Here is a 19,475-nt window from a genome sequence, read left to right on the forward strand (position 1 = left end):
CAGATGACTATGCAAATCCGAGTTGAACATCTCAGTAAAACCTTCGTGCTGCATCAGCAGTACGGCACCCGCCTGCCGGTGCTGCACGACGCCAACCTGACGGTCGGCAGCGGCGAATGCGTGGTGCTGCACGGCCACTCCGGCAGCGGCAAATCCACCCTGCTGCGCTCGCTGTACGCCAACTACCTGCCGGACAGCGGCCATATCTGGATCAACCACCAGGGCGACTGGCTGGACATGGTCAGCGCCGATGCGCGCCAAATTCTGGCGGTGCGCCGCCATACGCTGGGCTGGGTCAGCCAGTTCCTGCGGGTGATCCCGCGCATCAGCGCGCTGGAGGTGGTGATGCAGCCGCTGCTGGAACAGGGCGTCGAGCGCGCCGAGTGCCGTGACCGCGCTGAGGCGCTGCTCGCTGCGCTCAACGTGCCGCAGCGCCTGTGGCCGCTGGCGCCGTCCACCTTCTCCGGCGGCGAACAGCAGCGGGTGAACATCGCGCGCGGCTTTATCGTCGATTACCCCATTCTGCTGCTGGACGAACCGACCGCCTCGCTCGACAGCCGCAACAGCGCGGCGGTGGTGCAGCTTATCGAACGCGCCAAGGCGCGCGGCGCGGCGATCGTCGGCATTTTTCACGATGAAGGCGTCCGCCAACAGGTCGCCGACCGGCTTTATGACATGCAGGCGCCGCAGGCGCTGGAGGCCCTCTGATGATCGTCAATAACGTTAAGCTGGTGCTGGATGACCAGGTGGTGCAAGGCTCGCTGGAGATGCAGGACGGCGTGATCCGCAGCTTCGCCGACGGCCCGAGCCGGCTGCCGCAGGCGCTGGACGGCGACGGCGGCTGGCTGCTGCCGGGGCTGATCGAGCTGCATACCGACAACCTGGACAAGTTCTTCACCCCGCGCCCGAACGTCGACTGGCCGGCCCATTCGGCGATGAGCAGCCACGACGCGCTGATGGTGGCCAACGGCATCACCACCGTGCTGGACGCGGTAGCGATCGGCGACGTGCGCGACGGCGGCCACCGGCTGGAAAACCTGCAGAAGATGATCGACGCGGTGATCCACAGCCAGCGCGCCGGGGTGAACCGCGCCGAGCACCGGCTGCACCTGCGCTGCGAGCTGCCGCACGAGAGCACGCTGCCGCTGTTCGAACAGCTGATGGACAAGCCGGGCGTGTCGCTGGTGTCGCTGATGGACCACTCGCCGGGCCAGCGCCAGTTCGCCTCGCGCGAAAAGTACCGCGAATATTATCAGGGCAAATACCACCTCAACGACCAGCAGATGAGCGAGTACGAGGAGCAGCAGGTCGCCCTGTCCGCCCGCTGGGCCGCGCCGAACCGCGAGGCGATCGCCGCCCACTGCCGCGCGCGCCGCATCTCGCTGGCCAGCCATGACGACGCCACCGCCGCGCACGTGGCCGAATCCTGCGCGCTGGGCAGCGCCATCGCCGAGTTCCCCACCACCGAGGCGGCCGCCCGCGCCTCGCACCAACAGGGCCTGCAGGTGCTGATGGGCGCGCCGAACATCGTGCGCGGCGGCTCCCACTCCGGCAACGTGGCGGCACACCATCTGGCGGCGCTGGGGGTGTTGGATATTCTCTCTTCCGATTATTACCCGGCCAGCCTGCTGGACGCGGCGTTTCGCCTCGCGGCGGACGAACGCAACGCCTACGACCTGCCCCAGGCGGTGCGCATGATCACCCGCAACCCGGCGCGGGCGCTGGATCTGCAGGATCGCGGCACCATCGCCGAAGGATTGCGGGCGGATCTGGTGCTGGCGCGGCCGCACGGCGAGCACGTTTATGTGCAGAACGTGTGGCGCCAGGGCAGGCAGGTGTTCTGATGGCGCGGCTCATCTACCTGATGGGGCCTTCCGGCGCAGGCAAGGACAGCCTGCTGGCCGCGCTGCGGGCCGACGCCGACAGTGCGCCGTTGGTGGCGCACCGTTACATCACCCGGCCGGCGGACGCCGGCTGCGAGAATCATATCGCGCTGAGCGAACCGGAATTTCTGCGCCGCCGCGCCAAGGGGCTGTTCGCGCTCGACTGGCAGGCCCACCAGCAGCGCTACGCGTTCGGGATCGAGGTGGATCTTTGGCTGCTGCAGGGGATCGACGTGGCGGTCAACGGTTCGCGCGCCCACCTGCCGCAGGCGCAGCAGCGCTATGGTGCGCAGCTGCTGCCGGTGTGCCTCCAGGTCAGCGCCGGGATCCTGCGCCGGCGCCTGCAGGATCGCGGGCGAGAAAGCGCCGAACAGATCGAGCAGCGGCTGGCGCGGGCGGCGGAATATCAGCAGAGTCTGCCCGCCGGCTGCCGGGTTCTGCACAACGATGGCCCACTCGACGACACCCTGGCGGCGCTGCTGGCGCTGCTGCCTACCGCCACCCGACAAGCTCAGGACGCGACGTCATGAACGACTTTGCCCAGCCGAAAATCGGCGACAACGTGACCCTTAACCGCACCCGGCTCGGCCAATATGTGCATCTGGCCGACGATGCGATCCTGGAAGAAGTGGAGATGGGGAACTACTCCTACACCGCCGGGCACAACCAGATCTTTTACGCCACTATCGGCAAGTTCGTCTCCATCGCCTCCTATGCGCGCATTAATCCCGGCAACCACCCGACCTACCAGCGCATCGCGCAGCACCACTTTACCTACCGCGCCTCCGAATACGGGCTGGGGGAAGACGACGCGGCGTTCTTCGACTGGCGGCGCGAGCACCACGTCACCGTCGGCCACGACGTGTGGATCGGCCATAACGCCATCCTGATGCCGGGCGTCAGCGTCGGCAACGGCGCGGTGATCGGCAGCGCGGCGGTGGTCACCAAGGACGTGGAGCCTTACAGCATCGTCGCCGGCGTGGCGGCCAAGAAGATCGGCATGCGCTTTGACGACGCGCTGATAGAACGCATCGAACGCAGCCAGTGGTGGCACTGGGATCACGCCACGCTGCAGGCGCGGCTGGCGGATTTTCGCGACATCAACCGCTTTGCGCAGAAGTACCTTTAACGGAGGGGAGCGATGCAACTGACCTTTCTCGGCACCGGCGGCGCGCAGCAGGTGCCGGTGTTCGGCTGCGACTGCCTGATCTGCCAACGGGCGCGGCGAGAGCCGGCATTTCGGCGGCGAGCGTGCAGCGCCATGCTTAACTATCAGGGGGAAACGACCTTATTGGATGCGGGATTGCCGGCTTTGGAGCGGCGATTTTCGGCGGGGCAAATTCAACGTTTTTTACTGACACATTACCACATGGATCACGTTCAGGGGTTATTTCCTTTGCGTTGGGGGTGCGGAAATTCCATTCCGGTGTATGGCCCGCCGGATGCACAAGGCTGCGACGACCTGTTCAAACACCCGGGCATTCTGGCGTTTCAGCCGCCGCTGGCGCCCTTCGCCACCGTCGAACTGGGCGGCATGCGCATCACCCCGCTGCCGCTGCAACACTCCAAACTGACCCACGGTTATCTGATCCAGGCGGCGGGCGCTGCGCTGGCCTACCTGACCGACACCGTCGGCCTGCCGCCGGCCACCGCCGACTATCTGCAGAACGTGGCGCTGGATCTGCTGGTGCTCGATTGCAGCCTGCCGCCGCAGCCGCAGGCGCCGCGCAACCACAACGACCTGACCCGCGCGCAGGAGACGCAGCGGTTGCTGCAGCCCAAACGCACGCTGCTGACGCACATCAGCCATCATCTCGATCTGTGGCTGCTGGACAACGAACTGCCCGCCGGGCTGGAGCTGGCGTTCGACCACCTCAGCGTCAGCCTCGGTAGCAGTGCAGCCGATCCGACTCCAGCACCCTGACCCCTTCGCCCGGCGTGAACGCCTGCTGCAGCAGCGTTTGCGCCACGTCTTTGGCGGAGACGGCGCGCCATTTGCCGGGCAGCAGCCTGAACAGCGGCAGCGTAAGGCGCTCCATCAGGCGCGGCGCGGGGCGATCCCCCACCAGCATGGAAGGCCGCACCAGCGTCAGGCGCGGCCAGTGCTGTTCGCGCAGCGCCTGCTCCATCTCGCCTTTGGTGCGGTTATACAGGAAGGTGGAATCCGCGTTGGCGCCCAGCGCGCTCACCACCAAGCAGTGCTGCGCCCCCAAGCGGCGGCCGGTCAGCGCGCTCTCCACCACCAGTTGATAATCGACGTAGCGGAAGGCATCGGCGCTGCCCGCCGCCCGGCGGGTGGTGCCCAGGCAGCAGAACACCAGATCGACCGGCTGCTGCAGGCCGCTCAGCAGCTCGAACAGCGCATCGCCGACCGGATTGGTCAGCTTGCCGTGCGGCGGCAGCGGCGTGCGCGTCGGCGCCACGATGGCCGTTATCTGCGGATCGCTTTGCAACAGCTGCAGCAACTCGCGCCCCACCAGCCCGGTTGCGCCGACTAACAGTGCTCGCGCCATGCAATCTCCCGTTGTAATCAATACGTCGACTTAAAGTATAGACCGCGCCCAATGCAGCTTCTTGCCGAAGCCGAGGGTGTTGTCGGTCATCTTCACCTCGTGCAGATCCAGCCGCCAAACCGAGGCCTTCATCGCCCTGGCGATCGGGAAGCGCTTGCAGTAACGCGCGCGCGCCGCGTCGGCCTCTTCGCCGCTCAGCAGCACCGCCTCGGCGCGATACTGCACGCCGCGGATCAGCGCGATGCTTTTCGGCTTCGGCGCGATGGTGCCGACCACCCGGCCGTTGTTCAGCATCAGCCCGCCGTGGCGGGTGTGCGGTTCGGTCATCAGCCACAGCGCCATCGCCGCGGCGTCGAACACGTAAAAACAGTTGGCGCACCACATGTCGAGGCCGTCGCCGGCGCATAGCGTCAAGACGTGTTGTTTGCCGATGAAATCCGCAATCTGCTGCCGTTGTTCTGGGGTATTCAAGGTTACTCGCCTCCCTGTTCACTCACTTCATCTTACCCTGCGTTGTTGAGGCGAGTCACAAATAACGATAATCATCAAAAACTAAAAGTGAATATAAAAACACAATAAATGCATTTTTATTAATTTAAGCCCGAAGCGGATTTATAACATAAAAAATACAAGACGGATTTATTTGATCGTTATGCAACCGGTTATTCGACCGGTTCTTTTATTCCCATCCTGACGACACGCAAATTTAGCGCACCCGCCCGGAGTCGATTAGCAATTTATTTACATGCTCATTTGCCTGCCTGAGGGCGGTTTATGCAATTCACTGCATAACCGATGAATAGTTATTTATAAACACCGACATTTATGTGACTTTCATCACGATTTTTAGCCCACCTTGCGTTAAAATAGCGCCATCTTTTCACTCAGCAAGGTGGATTAGAAAATGGAAAACAATAACCGCAAAATGGCGCATATCAGGCGCACAACCCATATTATGATGATGGCTCATCGCAGCTGCTTTAGCTTCGCATTCTTCAACTACAGATAACCCTCTCCCCTCGCTCTTACGCCGTTGATAAGAGTGTCATTGCGTTTTTATTTATTCTCCGCACGCCGGTGATAATATCGCTTTCTCGCTAACCGGGAAGGACACGCAATTCATTCTTAATTTCGGCCAAGCGCATCCAAGCTAAATAAAACAACGAACACAGTTAATGCCTTTCGGCATCACTGGGTTCTCGCACACCTTTATTTTCGTGAAGGCGTTCGCGGCAAATGGAATTATTTGCCGACGGACTGCCTTTGCCTGAAGAATGAGAAAAATGAAAAAATTAAAAATTGCCGCCAACACCCAAACCCTCGGCTGCTTTGAAACTGAACGCGACATCGTCGATGTGCATCACAGCGATTTCAATGACGTCGCCGCCATCGTGCTGTCGGTAGACGACGTCACGCACGGCATGGTGGCGCGCATTGAAGAGCACGGCCTGAACATTCCGCTGTTCGTCGCCGTCTGCTGCGAAGAAGAGCTGGATAACGCCGTATTGCCGGCGCTACATGGCGTGTTTGAGCTGTGCGGCAAGAATACCCAGTTCTACGGCAAACAGCTGGAGGCCGCCGCCGCCAAATATGAGAGCGAGCTGCTGCCGCCGTTCTTCAACACGCTGACGCAGTACGTGGAAATGGGCAACGCCACCTTCGCCTGCCCCGGCCACCAGGGCGGCGAGTTCTTCCGTAAACATCCGGCGGGCCGCCAGTTCTTCGACTTCTACGGCGAAACGCTTTTCCGCTCCGACATGTGCAATGCCGACGTCAAACTGGGCGACCTGTTGATCCACGAAGGCGCGCCTTGCGCTGCGCAGCAGCACGCCGCCAAGGTGTTCAACGCCGACAAGACCTACTTCGTGCTCAACGGCACCTCGGCCTCGAACAAGGTGGCGACCAACGCCCTGCTGACGCGCGGCGACCTGGTGCTGTTCGACCGCAACAACCATAAATCCAACCACCACGGCGCGTTGATCCAGGCCGGCGCCACGCCGGTCTATCTGGAAACCGCCCGCAACCCGTTCGGCTTTATCGGCGGCATCGACGCGCACTGCTTTGACGAACGCTACCTGCGCCAACAGATCCGCGAAGTGGCGCCGGAACGCGCCAATGAAGCCCGCCCGTTCCGCCTGGCGATCATCCAGCTCGGCACCTACGACGGCACCATCTACAACGCCCGCCAGGTGGTCGACAAGATTGGCCACCTGTGCGACTACATCCTGTTCGACTCCGCCTGGGTGGGCTATGAGCAGTTCATTCCGATGATGAAAGACTGCTCGCCGCTGCTGCTGGAGCTGAACGAGAACGATCCCGGCATCATCGTCACCCAGTCGGTGCATAAACAGCAGGCCGGCTTCTCGCAAACCTCGCAGATCCATAAAAAAGATAAGCACATCAAGGGACAGAGCCGCTACTGCAACCACAAGCGCTTCAACAACGCCTTCATGCTGCACGCCTCCACCAGCCCGTTCTATCCGCTGTTTGCCGCGCTGGACGTCAACGCCAAGATGCACGAGGGCAAGAGCGGCCAGCGTCTGTGGCAGGAGTGCGTGCGCGTGGGGATCGAAGCGCGCAAAATGCTGCTGGACACCTGTACGATGATCAAACCGTTCGTGCCGGATCAGATCGACGGCAAGCCGTGGCAGGCCTATGACACCGCGGCGATGGCCAACGATCTGCGCTTCTTCAACTTCGTGCCCGGCGAGAAATGGCACGCCTTTGAGGGCTATGCCGAATCGCAGTACTTCGTCGATCCGTGCAAACTGCTGCTCACCACGCCGGGCATCGATACCGCCACCGGCAGCTACAGCGAGTTCGGCATCCCGGCGACCATTCTGGCCAACTACCTGCGTGAAAACGGCATCGTGCCGGAAAAATGCGATCTCAACTCGATCCTGTTCCTGCTGACGCCGGCGGAAGACATCGCCAAGATGCAGCATCTGGTGGCCCTGATCGCCCGCTTCGAGCAGCACATCGAGCAAAACTCCCTGCTCAGCGAGGTGCTGCCTGCGGTCTATAAAAACCACCAGCAGCGCTACAAAAACTACACCATCCGCCAGCTGTGCCAGGAAATGCACGACCTTTACGTCAGCTACGACGTTAAAGAACTGCAAAAAGAGATGTTCCGCAAAAGTTATTTCCCGCGCGTGGTGATGAATCCGCAGGACGCCAATACCGAGTTCGTGCGCGGCAATGTGGAATTGGTCTCGCTGGCTAAAGCCGAGGGCCGCATCGCCGCCGAAGGCGCCCTGCCTTATCCTCCTGGCGTGCTGTGCGTGGTTCCCGGTGAAATTTGGGGTGGCGCCGCGCAGCGTTATTTCCTGGCACTGGAAGAAGGCATCAACTTATTGCCGGGATTCGCGCCAGAATTGCAGGGCGTTTATATCCAACAGGATGAGGACGGCTGGAACCGCGCTTACGGCTACGTCATGAAAAATTAATCACCTTACGGGGCGGCGATGATTCTCGCCGCCCGGATCGCATCCTAAAAGAGAAAATGATCATGAGTAAGTCCAATAATAAAATGGGGGTCGTGCAATTAACGATCCTGACCGCCGTGAATATGATGGGTTCCGGCATAATTATGCTGCCGACCAAGCTGGCCGAAGTGGGCACGATTTCGATCGTTTCCTGGCTGGTGACCGCCGTCGGCTCGATGGCGCTGGCCTACGCCTTCGCCAAATGCGGCATGTTCAGCCGTAAATCCGGCGGCATGGGCGGCTACGCCGAATACGCCTTCGGCAAATCAGGCAACTTTATGGCGAACTACACCTACGGCGTTTCGCTGCTGATCGCCAACATCGCCATCGCCATTTCCGCCGTCGGCTACGGCACCGAGCTGTTTGGCGCTACGCTCAGCCCGCTCGGGATCTGTATCGCCACCATCGGCGTGCTGTGGCTGGCGACCGTCGCCAACTTCGGCGGTGCGCGCATCACCGGCAAAATCAGCGGCATCACCGTCTGGGGCGTGATCATTCCGGTGGTGGGCATCTCGGTCATCGGCTGGTACTGGTTCAGCGGCAGCGCCTACGTCGCCGCCTGGAACCCGCATCAGGTGCCGACCTTCGAAGCCATCGGCGCCTCGATCTCGATGACCCTGTGGGCGTTTCTGGGGCTGGAATCCGCCTGCGCCAACACCGACGTGGTGGAAAATCCGGAGCGCAACGTGCCGATCGCCGTACTGGGCGGCACCCTCAGCGCGGCGGTGATCTATATCATTTCGACCAACGTGATCGCCGGCATCGTGCCGAACATGGATCTGGCCAACTCCACCGCCCCGTTCGGGCTGGCGTTCTCCCACATGTTCAACCCAACGGTCGGCAAGATCATCATGGCGTTGATGGTCATGTCCTGCGTCGGCTCGCTGCTCGGCTGGCAGTTCACCATCGCTCAGGTGTTCAAATCCTCCGCCGACAGCGGCTTCTTCCCGAAAATCTTCTCTAAGCTGAGCAAGGCCGACGCGCCGGTTAAAGGCATGCTGACCATCGTCGTCATCCAGAGCGGCCTGTCGCTGATGACCATCAGCCCGTCGCTGAACAAGCAGTTCAACGTGCTGGTGAACCTGGCGGTGGTGACCAACATCATCCCTTACATCCTGTCGATGGCGGCGCTGGTCATTATTCAGAAAGTGGCGAAGGTGCCGGACAACAAGGCGCGCATCGCCAATATCATCGCCGGCATCGGCGCGCTGTACAGCTTCTATGCGCTCTACAGTTCCGGTGAGGAAGCGATGATGTGGGGCGCCATCGCCACCTTCCTCGGCTGGACGCTGTACGGCATCGTCTCGCCGCGCTTCGAGCTGGCGGGAAAAAAGGGGTAAAGGGGTAAAGCGGTAAGGCAGCGGCGGCCGGGGATGGGATTGTGATGGCGAACATGCCATCATACGCCGACCCTGGCCACCGAAACGGCGTACGATGACCGACACTTTCCCCACTCTCTGGCACCTCTACATGCTGCGTTTACCGAGCGGCATGCTGTATACCGGCATCACCACCGACGTGGCGCGCCGCCTGGCGCAGCATCAAGCCGGCAAAGGCGCCAAGGCGCTGCGCGGAAAAGGGGAACTGACGCTGGCATTTCACTGCCAGGTGGGGGATCGCTCAACGGCGCTGAAGCTGGAATACCGCGTCAAACAGCTGAGCAAAATACAAAAAGAGCGGCTGGTGAATCACCCGCCGCTGTCGTTGGCGTATCTATTGCCGGTCGTTAAAAGCGATTAAACGGCGCCGAAAAAGCCACTTCGCCGCTGACGCCGTTCAGGGCGTCTTCCGCCAGCGGATACACCTGGAACGCGCTTTCCGTGTCCAGCCAGCGGCAGTTCAGGCCATAGGCGGCGGCCGGTTTAAAACCGAAGCGGCCGTAGTAGGCCGGATCGCCCAGCACCACCACCGCGGCGTAGCTGAATTCGTTCAGCGAATCCAAGCCTTCGTACACCAGCTTTTCAGCCAGCCCCTGACGGCGCAGGCTTTCATCTACCGCCAGCGGCGCCAGCGCCACCCATTGGCGATCTTCGCCGGCCACGTCTACCGGGCTGAACGCGGCGTAACCCACCACCCCGCCTTCGTCGTCAGTGGCGACCACGCCCAGCGTCAGCAGGCCATCTTCGCGCAGCTGCTGCACCAGATCGGCTTCGTCGTCGCGGCCAAAGGCGCGGCGCAGCAAGGCGTCTATGCCCGCCGCGTCTACCGGGATCTCTACGCGGATCAGCATGATACCGCCACACGGGAAGCCGACGCCGTGCCCTCCTGCAACCCTGCTTCGACAAAATCAGCCAACTGCAACAGCCCCATGCGCAGCGGCGCGGGCATGCTTTCCAGCTCGATGGCGTCCATCAAATTTTTCACATACAGGCCCAATTCGGTATCCCCTTCAATCTGCAGCCGACGCTGAAAGAACAGCGTATCCGGATCTTGCTTGCGCGCCGCGATCAGGATCAGATCGTTGGCGTCGCCGCTGAAACTGACGTCCGCTTCGGCGTGCTGGCTGACCACCAGTTTGTCGTTTTCTACCGTCATAAACCATTGTAGCGCCAGATCGCGAACTTCGATCTTCAGCCAGCGCGATTCGAGAAATTCCAGATCGCCATCCGCCAACGCCTGGCGGAACTGCCAGCTCAGCACCTGTTGCAGCAGCTGGCGCTGCAGGGCGAACGGCGTGAATTTCAGCGGGATGCGCAGCAGCGACGGCCCCTGGCGCACAAGGCGTGCTCGTAGTTGTTCCAACACGGTCATCCACTCCTTTCAATACGGACTACCGCTATTTTGCCACACTGGCGCGCGGCTTCAGCGGTCTATATCAACAAATAGTGCATTTCACCGCCATGTTTATCAATACGCCATAAGCTGCCCCAAATCAAAACCTGTGTACGCCCCTTTGCCTAAAATGGCCTCCCCGATTCGCATTTGCCGGCGGAACACCGCCGTCGGCAACCTTTAAAGACAGCGTGCGCCCGGCCGGGCGCACGGCTAAGCCAGGATAAATCTATGGAGCTGCTTTGTCCCGCCGGCAACCTGCCGGCCCTGAAGGCCGCGGTGGATAACGGCGCCGACGCCGTTTACATCGGCCTGAAAGACGATACCAACGCGCGCCACTTCGCCGGCCTCAACTTCACCGAGAAAAAGCTGCAGGAAGCGGTCGATTACGTGCATCGCCACGGCCGCAAGCTGCATATCGCCATCAACACCTTCGCCCATCCCGACGGCTACGCCCGCTGGCAGCGCGCGGTGGATATGTCGGCCCAGCTGGGCGCCGACGCGCTGATTCTGGCAGATCTGGCGATGCTGGAATACGCCGCCCAGCGCTACCCGCAGCTGGAGCGCCACGTTTCGGTGCAGGCCTCCGCCACCAACGAGGAGGCGATCCGTTTCTACCAGCGTAACTTCGAGGTAGGCCGGGTGGTGCTGCCGCGCGTACTGTCGATGCATCAGGTGAAACAGCTGGCCCGCACCAGCCCGGTGCCGCTGGAAGTGTTCGCCTTCGGCAGCCTGTGCATCATGGCCGAGGGGCGCTGCTATCTCTCTTCCTACCTGACCGGCGAATCGCCGAACACCGTCGGCGCCTGTTCGCCGGCGCGGTTCGTGCGCTGGCAGCAAACCCCGCAGGGCATGGAGTCGCGCCTGAACGACGTGCTGATCGACCGCTACCAGGACCATGAAAACGCCGGCTACCCGACGCTGTGCAAGGGCCGCTATCTGGTGGACGACGTGCGCTACCACGCGCTGGAAGAGCCCACCAGCCTCAATACGCTGGAGCTGCTGCCGGAGCTGCTGGCCGCCAACATCGCCTCGGTGAAGATCGAAGGCCGCCAGCGCAGCCCGGCTTACGTCAGCCAGGTGGCGCGCGTCTGGCGCCAGGCGATCGACCGATGCCAGGCCGATCCGGCCGCCTACCGCGCCGACGCCGCCTGGATGGAGACGCTGGGCGCGATGTCCGAGGGTACCCAAACCACGCTGGGCGCCTATCACCGCAAATGGCAGTAGCCGGAGGAAACATGAAATACGCACTGGGGCCGGTACTCTACTACTGGCCGAAAAACGACATCGCGGCGTTCTATCAGCAGGCGACGGAGAGCAGCGCCGACATCATTTACCTCGGCGAGAGCGTCTGCACCAAGCGGCGCGAGATGAAGGTCGGCGATTGGCTGGCGCTGGCGCGCGAAATCGCCCGCAGCGGCAAGCAGGTGGTGATCTCCACGCTGGCGCTGCTGCAGGCGCCGTCCGAGCTGAATGAGCTGAAACGCTATGTGGAGAACGGCGAGTTCCTGTTTGAAGCCAACGATCTGGGCGCGGTGAACATGGCGGCGGAGCGCGGCTTGCCGTTCGTCGCCGGCCACGCGCTGAACTGCTACAACGCCTATACCCTGCGCCTGCTGCGCCGCCAGGGCATGATGCGCTGGTGCATGCCGGTCGAGCTGTCGCGCGACTGGCTGGCCAACCTGCTGACGCAGTGCGACGAGCTGGGCTTCCGCCATGATTTCGAGGTGGAGGTGCTGAGCTACGGCCACCTGCCGCTGGCCTATTCGGCGCGCTGCTTCACCGCTCGCTCGGAGAACCGCGGCAAGGACGAGTGCGAAACCTGCTGCATCAAGTATCCGCAGGGCCGCATGATGCGTTCGCAGGAGCAACAACAGGTGTTCGTGCTCAACGGCATCCAGACCATGAGCGGCTACTGCTACAACCTCGGCAACGAGCTGCCGAGCATGCAGGGGCTGGTGGACATCGTGCGGCTGTCGCCGCAGGGCGCAGAGACGCTGGCGCAAATCGATGCCTTCCGCGCCAACGAACGCGGCGAAAAGCCCTTGGCCTTGACCGATCACGCCGACTGCAACGGCTACTGGCGCCGCGTGGCGGGATTGGAGTTGGTGTCTTAGCGAGGTAAGCGCCGGCGGCGCACTGCCGCCGGCATTGTTTATTTATCAAGATGAATACGGTTATTTCCGCCGTGGAACCAATGGAATAAACTTACACACATCTGGCAGCAGCTTCTGATACCAAAATAAGTAAAAACCGCGATGACCGCATCTACCAAATGTTCTCCGTATGAAATAATACTTAGCGAGGAGAACGAGACAAGTAACATGCTCAACGTTAGCGCCATCATATTACAAAGCGGGTCTAAAATACGTCTATTGGCCATAACCCACCCTCTATTGTTGAAACGGTAAAAGCGATGTTCTCATCACCATCGACACTGCCCATAAGCGCTATTGGCGTTTTTATTGCCACCCAAGGCACCACCGTTATTCTTATTATTCCCCGCGGGGCTGTTATCGGCGCAAGAGACCGCCCCCATCAAGCCACCGGCAACCGCCAATCAGTTTCATCTCATCAGAAGTAAGCTCTCTTATTGTTGACATATTTATATTATCCTTTAAATAACACGTTATAGATAAAACTAACGCCAACCATTATTTCCCTAAACAGGTCGACAATGACAATTACCAAAGTCAATATAAGAAATTAAATCAAAATAACAATAGAAATCCCGCTAAATAAACAACCTTAAACATATCGATAATACGAAATAATAAAGGCGCCGAATATGGCGCCTTTATTGGTTCCCTACGCCCGCCGTTTCCTGAACATCCCGCGCAGCGCCACGCTGTTGCGCAAGAAGCCGACGCCGAAGCCCAGCAGGGTGTAGACCACGCCGAGCACCAGCATCATCATCACGTCGCCCCACACTTCGTTCAGCGACAACCCCATCTGGTTGACGCCGGCGATCGCCTTGGTACCCCAGGTGGAGGGAATGCTGTAGGAGATGGCGCGCACCCAGGCCGGCATCGACTGCAGCGGCCAGATGGTGCCGGACAGGTAGAAGATCGGCGTGGTGATGAACGCCAGCGTCAGGTAGATCATCTCGACGCTGCGCAGGCACTCGGTCACCAGCTTGCCCAGCCCCAATACCGCCAGCAGGAACGGGAAGGTCAGCAGCAGCAGTTCGGCGATGTTCGCCGTCTGCCGATAGCCCAATACCCACGGCCACAGCACGAACAGCACGATCGACAGGAACAGCCAGATCGGCAGCAGCGCCGTCAGCCCGCCGAGGTGCGCCGCCAGCGGCGCCTTGCCGCCGGGCATGCTCTTCATGGCGATGTTGACGCGGATACAGGCGATCAGCAGCGAGTGCTGCAACAGCATCACCAGCAGGCCGGGGAAGATGATCGCCGCGAAGCTGATGCCGGGGTTAAACACGTCCAGCGTTTGCCCCAGTATCGGCGTCAGCAGTATCTGCGCCTGCCGTTCGCTGAAGCCGCTGCGCAGCAGCAGCCCGTTGTTGTACTCCGTCAGCAGCTGCTGGTAGGCCGCCACCACGTCCTGTTGGATCTGGCCGTTGGCCAGGCGGTTGGTGGCGTCGCCGTACACCGGCACCACGATGTTCTGCCCGCTGAGGATCTTCTTCTCCAGATCCACCGGCATGATGATCACCGCAAACAGCTTGCGCCAGCCGAGATCGCGCTGCGCCTGCTCCAGGCTGTCGTAGGTTTCAATCGCGATCTTGGAGGTGGCGTCCAGCTGGCGGATCAGCTGGCGGCTGGCGGTGCTGTGATCCTGATCGACCACCCCCACCGGCAGATCCCACACCGTGCGGTTGGCGTACACCATGCTCATAATGCACAGCGACAGGATCAGCATCAGCCACACCGGCCGCTCCAGCATGCCGAGCAGCACCTTAACGAAGGTTTGCCAATAGAGCTTCATCCGGCGTTCCCCTCTTTTGCCAGCCGCGCCGGCAGGCGATTGCGCACCAGCAGCGCGGCCACCAGCGGGTAGACCGCCAGCAGCGCACACACGCTGAAAATGGCGCTGGCGTGCACCTGCCGCAGGAACACGTCGAACATCGCGTACAGCGCGTGGGTCAGCGGCTCGATGTTGGAAATGATGCGCGCCGGCAGCGGCATCGACAGCTCAGGCACCGCCATGCCGGAGAAGGTCATCGCGATACTGACCAAAATACCGATCAGGCTGTAGGCGGTGATGGTGCTGCCGGTAAAGGTGTACAGCAGCAGGCCGATGCTCTGCGCTGCCATCACGTAAAACAGGCCGATCATCAGCATAAACAGCGGATTGCCGCTGACGCGGGCGTCAAAGATGCCCACCAGCGCCGCGATCTCCACCATCAGCAGGGTGGTGAAACACAGCGTGTAAGGCGCCAGCTTGCCGAGCAGCGCCAGGCTGAACGGCTTGGCCTGCAGCAGCGACTTGCTGCGCGCCAGCACGTAGATCATGCAGGTCACCGCGAACAGCTGCAGCAGGTGAATGGTGGCGGCGAACTGCTGGTAATAGATATAGCTGCCGCTGGCGTTGAACAGGCTGCCGTAAGAGAGCGTCACATCCGCCAGCGGCGGCAGCGACTTGCCCATCTCGGTGGCGATGATGCTGCGGGTGCTGGCGTTGATTTCGTTCATCAGGCCGCCAAAGTCCTGGGTGGAGTACAGCCCGGCGCCGTAGAACAGCGCGTTGTAGTACATCACCACGCTAGGCTGTTTGCCCGACAGCGCGTTGGCCTCAAAGTCCGGCGGGATGTAAAGCAACGCGTAATCCTGCGCGCTGCGCAGGCGGCTCAGCGACTCCGGCAGCCCGCCGCCGTAGGCCTCGACGTGGGCGTGCGACCCGGCGTCCAGCCGCCGGGTCAGCGATTTGGACAGCGGGCTGTGATCGCTGTCCACCACCGAGACCGGCAGATCGAGCAGCGTGCCTTCGGAGAAGTTGCTGCTGATCAGCCCAAACAGGATCAGCGGAAAGATCCAGCTCAGCCAGTGCACCACCGGGCTGCGAAAGGCGACGCGACACTCTTTGTCGAACGCGTGACTGAAGCAGCGCCAGCCGGCCCTTACTCTTTCCATTGCCATAAGGTGCTCATCCCCGGACGCAGGCCGTCCACCGGCTGTGACGGATACAGGCGCACTTCGAAGGTTTTCAGGTCGAAGTCGCCGGTGGCGCGGGTGGCGCGTTTGGTGGCGTAATCCCCCAGCGGCGCGATGTAGCGCACTTCGGTGTCGATCATTTTGTCCTTCAGCGCCGGCACCCGCAGCTTGACCTTGTCGCCTTTGCGCACGTGGGCCAGGATGTCTTCGCGCAGGTTAAACACGAAGTAGGCGTCCGGCACCCGGATCAGCGTCACCAGCGGGCTACCGGCGTTCAGCAGCTCGCCCACTTCGGCCGGGATCGGCCCCACTTCGCCGTCCACCGGCGCTTTCACCTGCAGATCGTCGCTCTGCGCCTGGATCTGCAGCAGGTTCTCTTCCGCCGCCCGCAGCGCCGCCGCGTATTGTTGCCGCAGCTCGACGCGGTCGCCGTTGATGCCTTCGTCCAGGTTGGCCTTGGCCGCCTGCACCTGCTGGAAGGCGGTGTCGCGCGCCCGGCGCGAAGCGTCCAGCTCGGACTTCGAGATATAGCCCTTGCCGGCCACGCTCAGGTTGCGGTTGTAGTCGTTTTGCGCATTGCGGTACTGCGCTTCGGCCTGCGCCAGATTGGCGCGCAGGTTGCGGATGCTCTCTTCACGGGTGCCGTGCAGCGACTGATCGAGCTGCGCCTTGGCCTCGTCGCGCGTGGCCTGCGCGGAACGCAGTTGCGCCATCAGTTCGGGGCTGTCGAGCTGGATAATCAGCTGGCCGCTTTTCACGTCGTCGCCGCGTTCGATCAGGCGTTCAACCACCCGGCCTTTCGCCTTGGAAGCGACGATCACTTCGGGAGCGTCCACTTCACCCTGCAGTAACAGATCCTGATTGTGCGCGCGGAACAGGATCGCCAATGCGATCGCCACCATCATCAGCAACAGGGTAAACAGCGTCTTTTTTTTCATTATATTGGCTCCCGGAACGGTAAGCGGCGGGCGGGGATCATCATTTCCATATCTCAAATTGCTCCAAAAAACACCATTGCTCTCATGAGGATATCACAAGCACATATCTCCTCTTTTATAACTATAAATTGGATTATGCTTTTAACACTAAAAAGCATCATTTTCGGCTTTTTGGTATGCAGACTCCTGCAATCGCCCTTTAAGCGATCCACTCTCTGATGGACGATGTCATGACTGAAAACACTGCGGTACCGCTGTCGGTACTGGATTTATCGCCAATCCCGCAAGGGGCCAAAGCGCGCGACGCTTTCCACTGTTCGCTGGATCTGGCGCAGCACGCCGAACGCTGGGGCTACCGGCGCTACTGGCTGGCCGAGCACCACAACATGACCGGCATCGGCAGCGCCGCCACCTCGGTGCTGCTGGGCTATCTGGCCGCCGGCACCCAGAGCATTCGCCTCGGCTCCGGCGGCGTGATGCTGCCGAACCATGCGCCGCTGGTGATCGCCGAGCAGTTCGGCACGCTGGAGTCGCTCTACCCCGGCCGCATCGATCTGGGGCTGGGCCGCGCGCCCGGCACCGATCAGCGCACCATGATGGCGCTGCGCCGCCACCTGTCCGGCGATGTGGATACCTTCCCGCGCGACGTGCAGGAGCTGCAAAACTACTTCTGCGACGCGCAGCCCGGCCAGCCGGTGCAGGCGGTGCCGGGCCAGGGGCTGCACGTGCCGCTCTGGCTGCTCGGCTCCAGCCTCTACAGCGCGCAGTTGGCGGCGCAGCTTGGCCTGCCGTTCGCCTTCGCCTCGCACTTCGCCCCGGATATGCTGTTCCAGGCGCTGCAGCTGTACCGCGAAAACTTCAAACCGTCCAAACAGCTGGCGCAACCGCACGCCATGGTGTGCGTCAACGTGATCGCCGCCGACAGCGATAGCGATGCGCGCTTCCTGTTCAGCTCGATGCAGCAACAATTCATCAACCTGCGCCGCGGGTCGCCCGGCCCGCTGCCGCCGCCGGTGGATAACATCCACGCGCTGTGGACCGCCGGTGAGCAATACGGCGTCGAGCAGGCGCTGCGGATGTCGATCGTCGGCGATGAAAAAACCGTGCGCCACGGGCTGCAAACGCTGCTGCGTGAAACCGATGCCGACGAGATCATGGTCAACGGCCAGATCTTCGATCACCAGGCGCGGCTGCGTTCGTTCGAGATTGTTGCCGGAGTGAAAGGCGACGTCGTGAAGGGATAAAACGCGAAAAGGCGGTGGGGAACCCCACCGCCTCGGCGTTAACGCTGGATCAGATAGCGGATGGTCGGCCCGTCCTGCTGGATATCCAGCACCTTGTAGCCGTGGTTGCGCGCGTCGAGCGGAATGTTGTTGATCGACTGCGGGCAATCGCTGATCACCTCCAGGATTTCCCCCGGCTTCAGCTGCGGCATCGCCTCCAGCGTCGCCACCGCCGGGTACGGGCAAGGCTCGCCCAGCATGTCCAGCCGGTAGTCCGGCACTATCGTCGTCTCTTTCATGGCATGCTCCTCAAATTCACCACCTGCGCCTCAGGCCGGGCGCGGAAAAAGCGTTTCTCCCACCACAGCATGGCGGCGAAGGCCAGCGCCAGCAGCAGGTAGGTCACCAGCAGGCCGCCGATCGGGCCGAAGGTGTCGAGCAGGTTGATCTTGTCGTAGTCGGTCGCCAGCGCCGGCGCCAGATCGTCCCAGTAATAGGCCAGCAGCGTGGCGCCGATGATGTTGCCCAGCCCCACCCACCAGTAGTGCACCTGCCCTTCCACCGCGCGGTACATCCAGCCGGTCTCGCAACCGCCGGCCAGCACGATGCCGAAGCCGAACAGCAAGCCGCCCAGCACCGCATTCGGGCCGGCCCACATGATTTTCGGCGCCACGCCGAGCTGCACGTAGCTGAAGATGCCGATGGCGCTCACCGCCATGCCGATGATGATGGCTTTCGCCATGTGGGTGCGGCCGGTGATCCACAGATCGCGGAACGCCGAGGTGAAGCAGATCTGCGCGCGTTCGATCAGCAGACCGAAGCCGATGCCGAACAACATGGCGATGCCGAGCTTCGGCGCATCGAACAGCGTCCACAGCGACCAGGCCACCGCCAGGCCGAAGACCGCCATGCCCAGCCGGAAGCGGCGGCGCGCCTGCTCAGGCTTCTGCGTCAGCGGCGCGGCGGCCTTCACCTTTTGCAATTTGACCGGAATGCGGAACATCGGCAGCAGCGTGAATTTGGCGCCGAAGTACGAACCTGCGGCGGTCGCCAGCGCGAAGAACCAGGCGTGCAGCGAAAACTGCGGAATGCCGGTGAAGAATGCCGCCAGGTTGCAACCCATCGCCAGGCGCGCGCCGAAGCCGGCGATAATGCCGCCCAGCAGCGCCTGCACGATGCGAATGCGGTGCTGCGGCTGGCGCAGCTTGATGTTGTTGGCCCACAGCGCGGCGGCGATGCAGCCGGCGAACATGCCGATGATCATGCGCCCGTCGATGCGCTCCAGCGGCGTGCCCTGCAGGCCGATAACCTTGAAATAGCCCCACTGCTCGGGGTGCAGGCCGAACCACTGCAGCACATGGCCGCCCCAGCGGGTGAACTCGCCGGTCACCGCCCAGAAGGTGCCGGTCATGCCAAAGTAGTAGGTAGAAAGGATCCCGGCGGCGATCACCGCCGGCAGCGGCGCCCAAAAGCGCACCAGGTATTGAGATTTGAACTGCTGCCAACTCATGGCATCTCCCGTGCATATCATCCGTAAGAAAAAACCT

General features: G+C 61.8%; 21 protein-coding genes. 12 read left to right on the top strand and 9 right to left on the bottom strand.

Annotation, left to right across the window (positions count from 1 at the left end; genetic code table 11):
- The first annotated feature begins 3 nt into the window (after positions 1-3).
- From phnL to phnP, 5 genes are read left to right on the top strand one after another with little or no spacing between them, the layout of a single operon-like run.
- The gene (gene phnL, locus ACJ8HB_RS11840) at positions 4-708 is read left to right on the top strand and encodes a phosphonate C-P lyase system protein PhnL (protein ID WP_047569598.1); all 705 of its coding nucleotides are present in this window, start codon (positions 4-6) and stop codon (positions 706-708) included.
- Entirely contained in the window at positions 708-1,844 is a 1,137-nt protein-coding gene (phnM, locus tag ACJ8HB_RS11845; protein ID WP_004933428.1) for an alpha-D-ribose 1-methylphosphonate 5-triphosphate diphosphatase, read from the top strand. Before phnL ends, phnM begins: the two co-directional genes overlap by 1 nt.
- On the top strand, positions 1,844-2,413 hold the full coding sequence (gene phnN, locus ACJ8HB_RS11850; RefSeq protein ID WP_094859884.1) for a ribose 1,5-bisphosphokinase: 570 nt from the start codon (positions 1,844-1,846) through the stop codon (positions 2,411-2,413). Before phnM ends, phnN begins: the two co-directional genes overlap by 1 nt.
- Positions 2,410-3,012: a DapH/DapD/GlmU-related protein gene (locus ACJ8HB_RS11855; RefSeq protein WP_047569602.1), complete on the top strand. Its 603-nt coding sequence runs from the start codon at positions 2,410-2,412 to the stop codon at positions 3,010-3,012. The genes phnN and ACJ8HB_RS11855 overlap by 4 nt, the downstream gene beginning before the upstream one ends.
- Positions 3,013-3,024: 12 nt before the next feature.
- On the top strand, positions 3,025-3,807 hold the full coding sequence (phnP, locus tag ACJ8HB_RS11860; protein ID WP_047569604.1) for a phosphonate metabolism protein PhnP: 783 nt from the start codon (positions 3,025-3,027) through the stop codon (positions 3,805-3,807).
- Here the strand turns inward: phnP and ACJ8HB_RS11865 are convergent.
- Both ACJ8HB_RS11865 and ACJ8HB_RS11870 read right to left on the bottom strand, forming a co-directional pair.
- On the bottom strand, positions 3,764-4,396 hold the full coding sequence (locus ACJ8HB_RS11865) for an NAD(P)H-binding protein (protein ID WP_047569605.1): 633 nt from the start codon (positions 4,394-4,396) through the stop codon (positions 3,764-3,766). The two genes, phnP and ACJ8HB_RS11865, sit on opposite strands and share 44 nt — an antisense overlap.
- A 30-nt stretch (positions 4,397-4,426) precedes the next feature.
- Positions 4,427-4,867 carry a YhbP family protein gene (locus ACJ8HB_RS11870; RefSeq protein WP_033652767.1) on the bottom strand — a complete coding sequence of 147 codons (441 nt, stop codon included), beginning with the start codon at positions 4,865-4,867 and terminating at the stop codon, positions 4,427-4,429.
- Positions 4,868-5,300: 433 nt separating this feature from the next.
- On the opposite strand from ACJ8HB_RS11870, the gene speFL reads away from it, so the two are divergent.
- The 4 genes from speFL (at position 5,301) to ACJ8HB_RS11890 (ending at position 9,621) form a co-directional block, all read left to right on the top strand.
- Positions 5,301-5,405, top strand: coding sequence for a leader peptide SpeFL (gene speFL / locus ACJ8HB_RS11875; RefSeq protein WP_004933443.1), 105 nt, complete (start codon positions 5,301-5,303; stop codon positions 5,403-5,405).
- A 274-nt stretch (positions 5,406-5,679) separates the two neighbouring features.
- On the top strand, positions 5,680-7,842 hold the full coding sequence (speF, locus tag ACJ8HB_RS11880) for an ornithine decarboxylase SpeF (RefSeq protein ID WP_033648654.1): 2,163 nt from the start codon (positions 5,680-5,682) through the stop codon (positions 7,840-7,842).
- Between the two features lie 62 nt (positions 7,843-7,904).
- Positions 7,905-9,221, top strand: coding sequence for a putrescine-ornithine antiporter (gene potE, locus ACJ8HB_RS11885; RefSeq protein WP_047571695.1), 1,317 nt, complete (start codon positions 7,905-7,907; stop codon positions 9,219-9,221).
- A gap of 94 nt (positions 9,222-9,315) precedes the next feature.
- Positions 9,316-9,621, top strand: coding sequence for a GIY-YIG nuclease family protein (locus tag ACJ8HB_RS11890; RefSeq protein WP_141240913.1), 306 nt, complete (start codon positions 9,316-9,318; stop codon positions 9,619-9,621).
- Here ACJ8HB_RS11890 and ACJ8HB_RS11895 read toward each other — a convergent pair.
- Together ACJ8HB_RS11895 and ubiT are read right to left on the bottom strand one after the other, a co-directional pair.
- Complete coding sequence (locus tag ACJ8HB_RS11895; RefSeq protein ID WP_047569609.1) at positions 9,608-10,111, bottom strand: GNAT family N-acetyltransferase; 504 nt, start codon at positions 10,109-10,111, stop codon at positions 9,608-9,610. The two genes, ACJ8HB_RS11890 and ACJ8HB_RS11895, sit on opposite strands and share 14 nt — an antisense overlap.
- Positions 10,105-10,626, bottom strand: coding sequence for a ubiquinone anaerobic biosynthesis accessory factor UbiT (gene ubiT / locus ACJ8HB_RS11900; RefSeq protein WP_039567957.1), 522 nt, complete (start codon positions 10,624-10,626; stop codon positions 10,105-10,107). The genes ACJ8HB_RS11895 and ubiT overlap by 7 nt, the downstream gene beginning before the upstream one ends.
- A 258-nt stretch (positions 10,627-10,884) precedes the next feature.
- Here ubiT and ubiU point away from each other — a divergent pair, with 258 nt between their 5' ends.
- Together ubiU and ACJ8HB_RS11910 are read left to right on the top strand one after the other, a co-directional pair.
- The gene (gene ubiU / locus ACJ8HB_RS11905; RefSeq protein WP_047569612.1) at positions 10,885-11,880 is read left to right on the top strand and encodes a ubiquinone anaerobic biosynthesis protein UbiU; all 996 of its coding nucleotides are present in this window, start codon (positions 10,885-10,887) and stop codon (positions 11,878-11,880) included.
- 11 nt (positions 11,881-11,891) lie between these two features.
- A complete protein-coding gene (locus ACJ8HB_RS11910; RefSeq protein ID WP_033636834.1) occupies positions 11,892-12,770 on the top strand; it encodes a U32 family peptidase in 879 nt (292 codons plus the stop codon).
- Positions 12,771-13,461: 691 nt separating this feature from the next.
- Here the strand turns inward: ACJ8HB_RS11910 and ACJ8HB_RS11915 are convergent.
- The 3 genes from ACJ8HB_RS11915 to ACJ8HB_RS11925 are packed head-to-tail and all read right to left on the bottom strand — an operon-like array spanning position 13,462 to position 16,705.
- A complete protein-coding gene (locus tag ACJ8HB_RS11915; protein ID WP_047569614.1) occupies positions 13,462-14,601 on the bottom strand; it encodes an ABC transporter permease in 1,140 nt (379 codons plus the stop codon).
- The gene (locus ACJ8HB_RS11920; RefSeq protein ID WP_033636832.1) at positions 14,598-15,752 is read right to left on the bottom strand and encodes an ABC transporter permease; all 1,155 of its coding nucleotides are present in this window, start codon (positions 15,750-15,752) and stop codon (positions 14,598-14,600) included. The genes ACJ8HB_RS11915 and ACJ8HB_RS11920 overlap by 4 nt, the downstream gene beginning before the upstream one ends.
- Complete coding sequence (locus ACJ8HB_RS11925) at positions 15,734-16,705, bottom strand: HlyD family secretion protein (protein WP_047569616.1); 972 nt, start codon at positions 16,703-16,705, stop codon at positions 15,734-15,736. The genes ACJ8HB_RS11920 and ACJ8HB_RS11925 overlap by 19 nt, the downstream gene beginning before the upstream one ends.
- Before the next feature lie 230 nt (positions 16,706-16,935).
- Here ACJ8HB_RS11925 and ACJ8HB_RS11930 point away from each other — a divergent pair, with 230 nt between their 5' ends.
- A complete protein-coding gene (locus tag ACJ8HB_RS11930) occupies positions 16,936-17,949 on the top strand; it encodes a luciferase-like monooxygenase (protein ID WP_049288409.1) in 1,014 nt (337 codons plus the stop codon).
- A gap of 38 nt (positions 17,950-17,987) precedes the next feature.
- On the opposite strand, the gene yedF is transcribed toward ACJ8HB_RS11930, so the two are convergent.
- Together yedF and yedE are read right to left on the bottom strand one after the other, a co-directional pair.
- Complete coding sequence (yedF, locus tag ACJ8HB_RS11935) at positions 17,988-18,227, bottom strand: sulfurtransferase-like selenium metabolism protein YedF (protein ID WP_004933486.1); 240 nt, start codon at positions 18,225-18,227, stop codon at positions 17,988-17,990.
- The gene (yedE, locus tag ACJ8HB_RS11940) at positions 18,224-19,438 is read right to left on the bottom strand and encodes a selenium metabolism membrane protein YedE/FdhT (RefSeq protein ID WP_016929320.1); all 1,215 of its coding nucleotides are present in this window, start codon (positions 19,436-19,438) and stop codon (positions 18,224-18,226) included. The genes yedF and yedE overlap by 4 nt, the downstream gene beginning before the upstream one ends.
- Positions 19,439-19,475 lie beyond the last annotated feature (37 nt).

The sequence above is a fragment of the Serratia sp. CY27727 genome (assembly GCF_052169275.1).
In the GTDB taxonomy this organism is placed as follows: Bacteria; Pseudomonadota; Gammaproteobacteria; order Enterobacterales; family Enterobacteriaceae; genus Serratia; species Serratia sarumanii.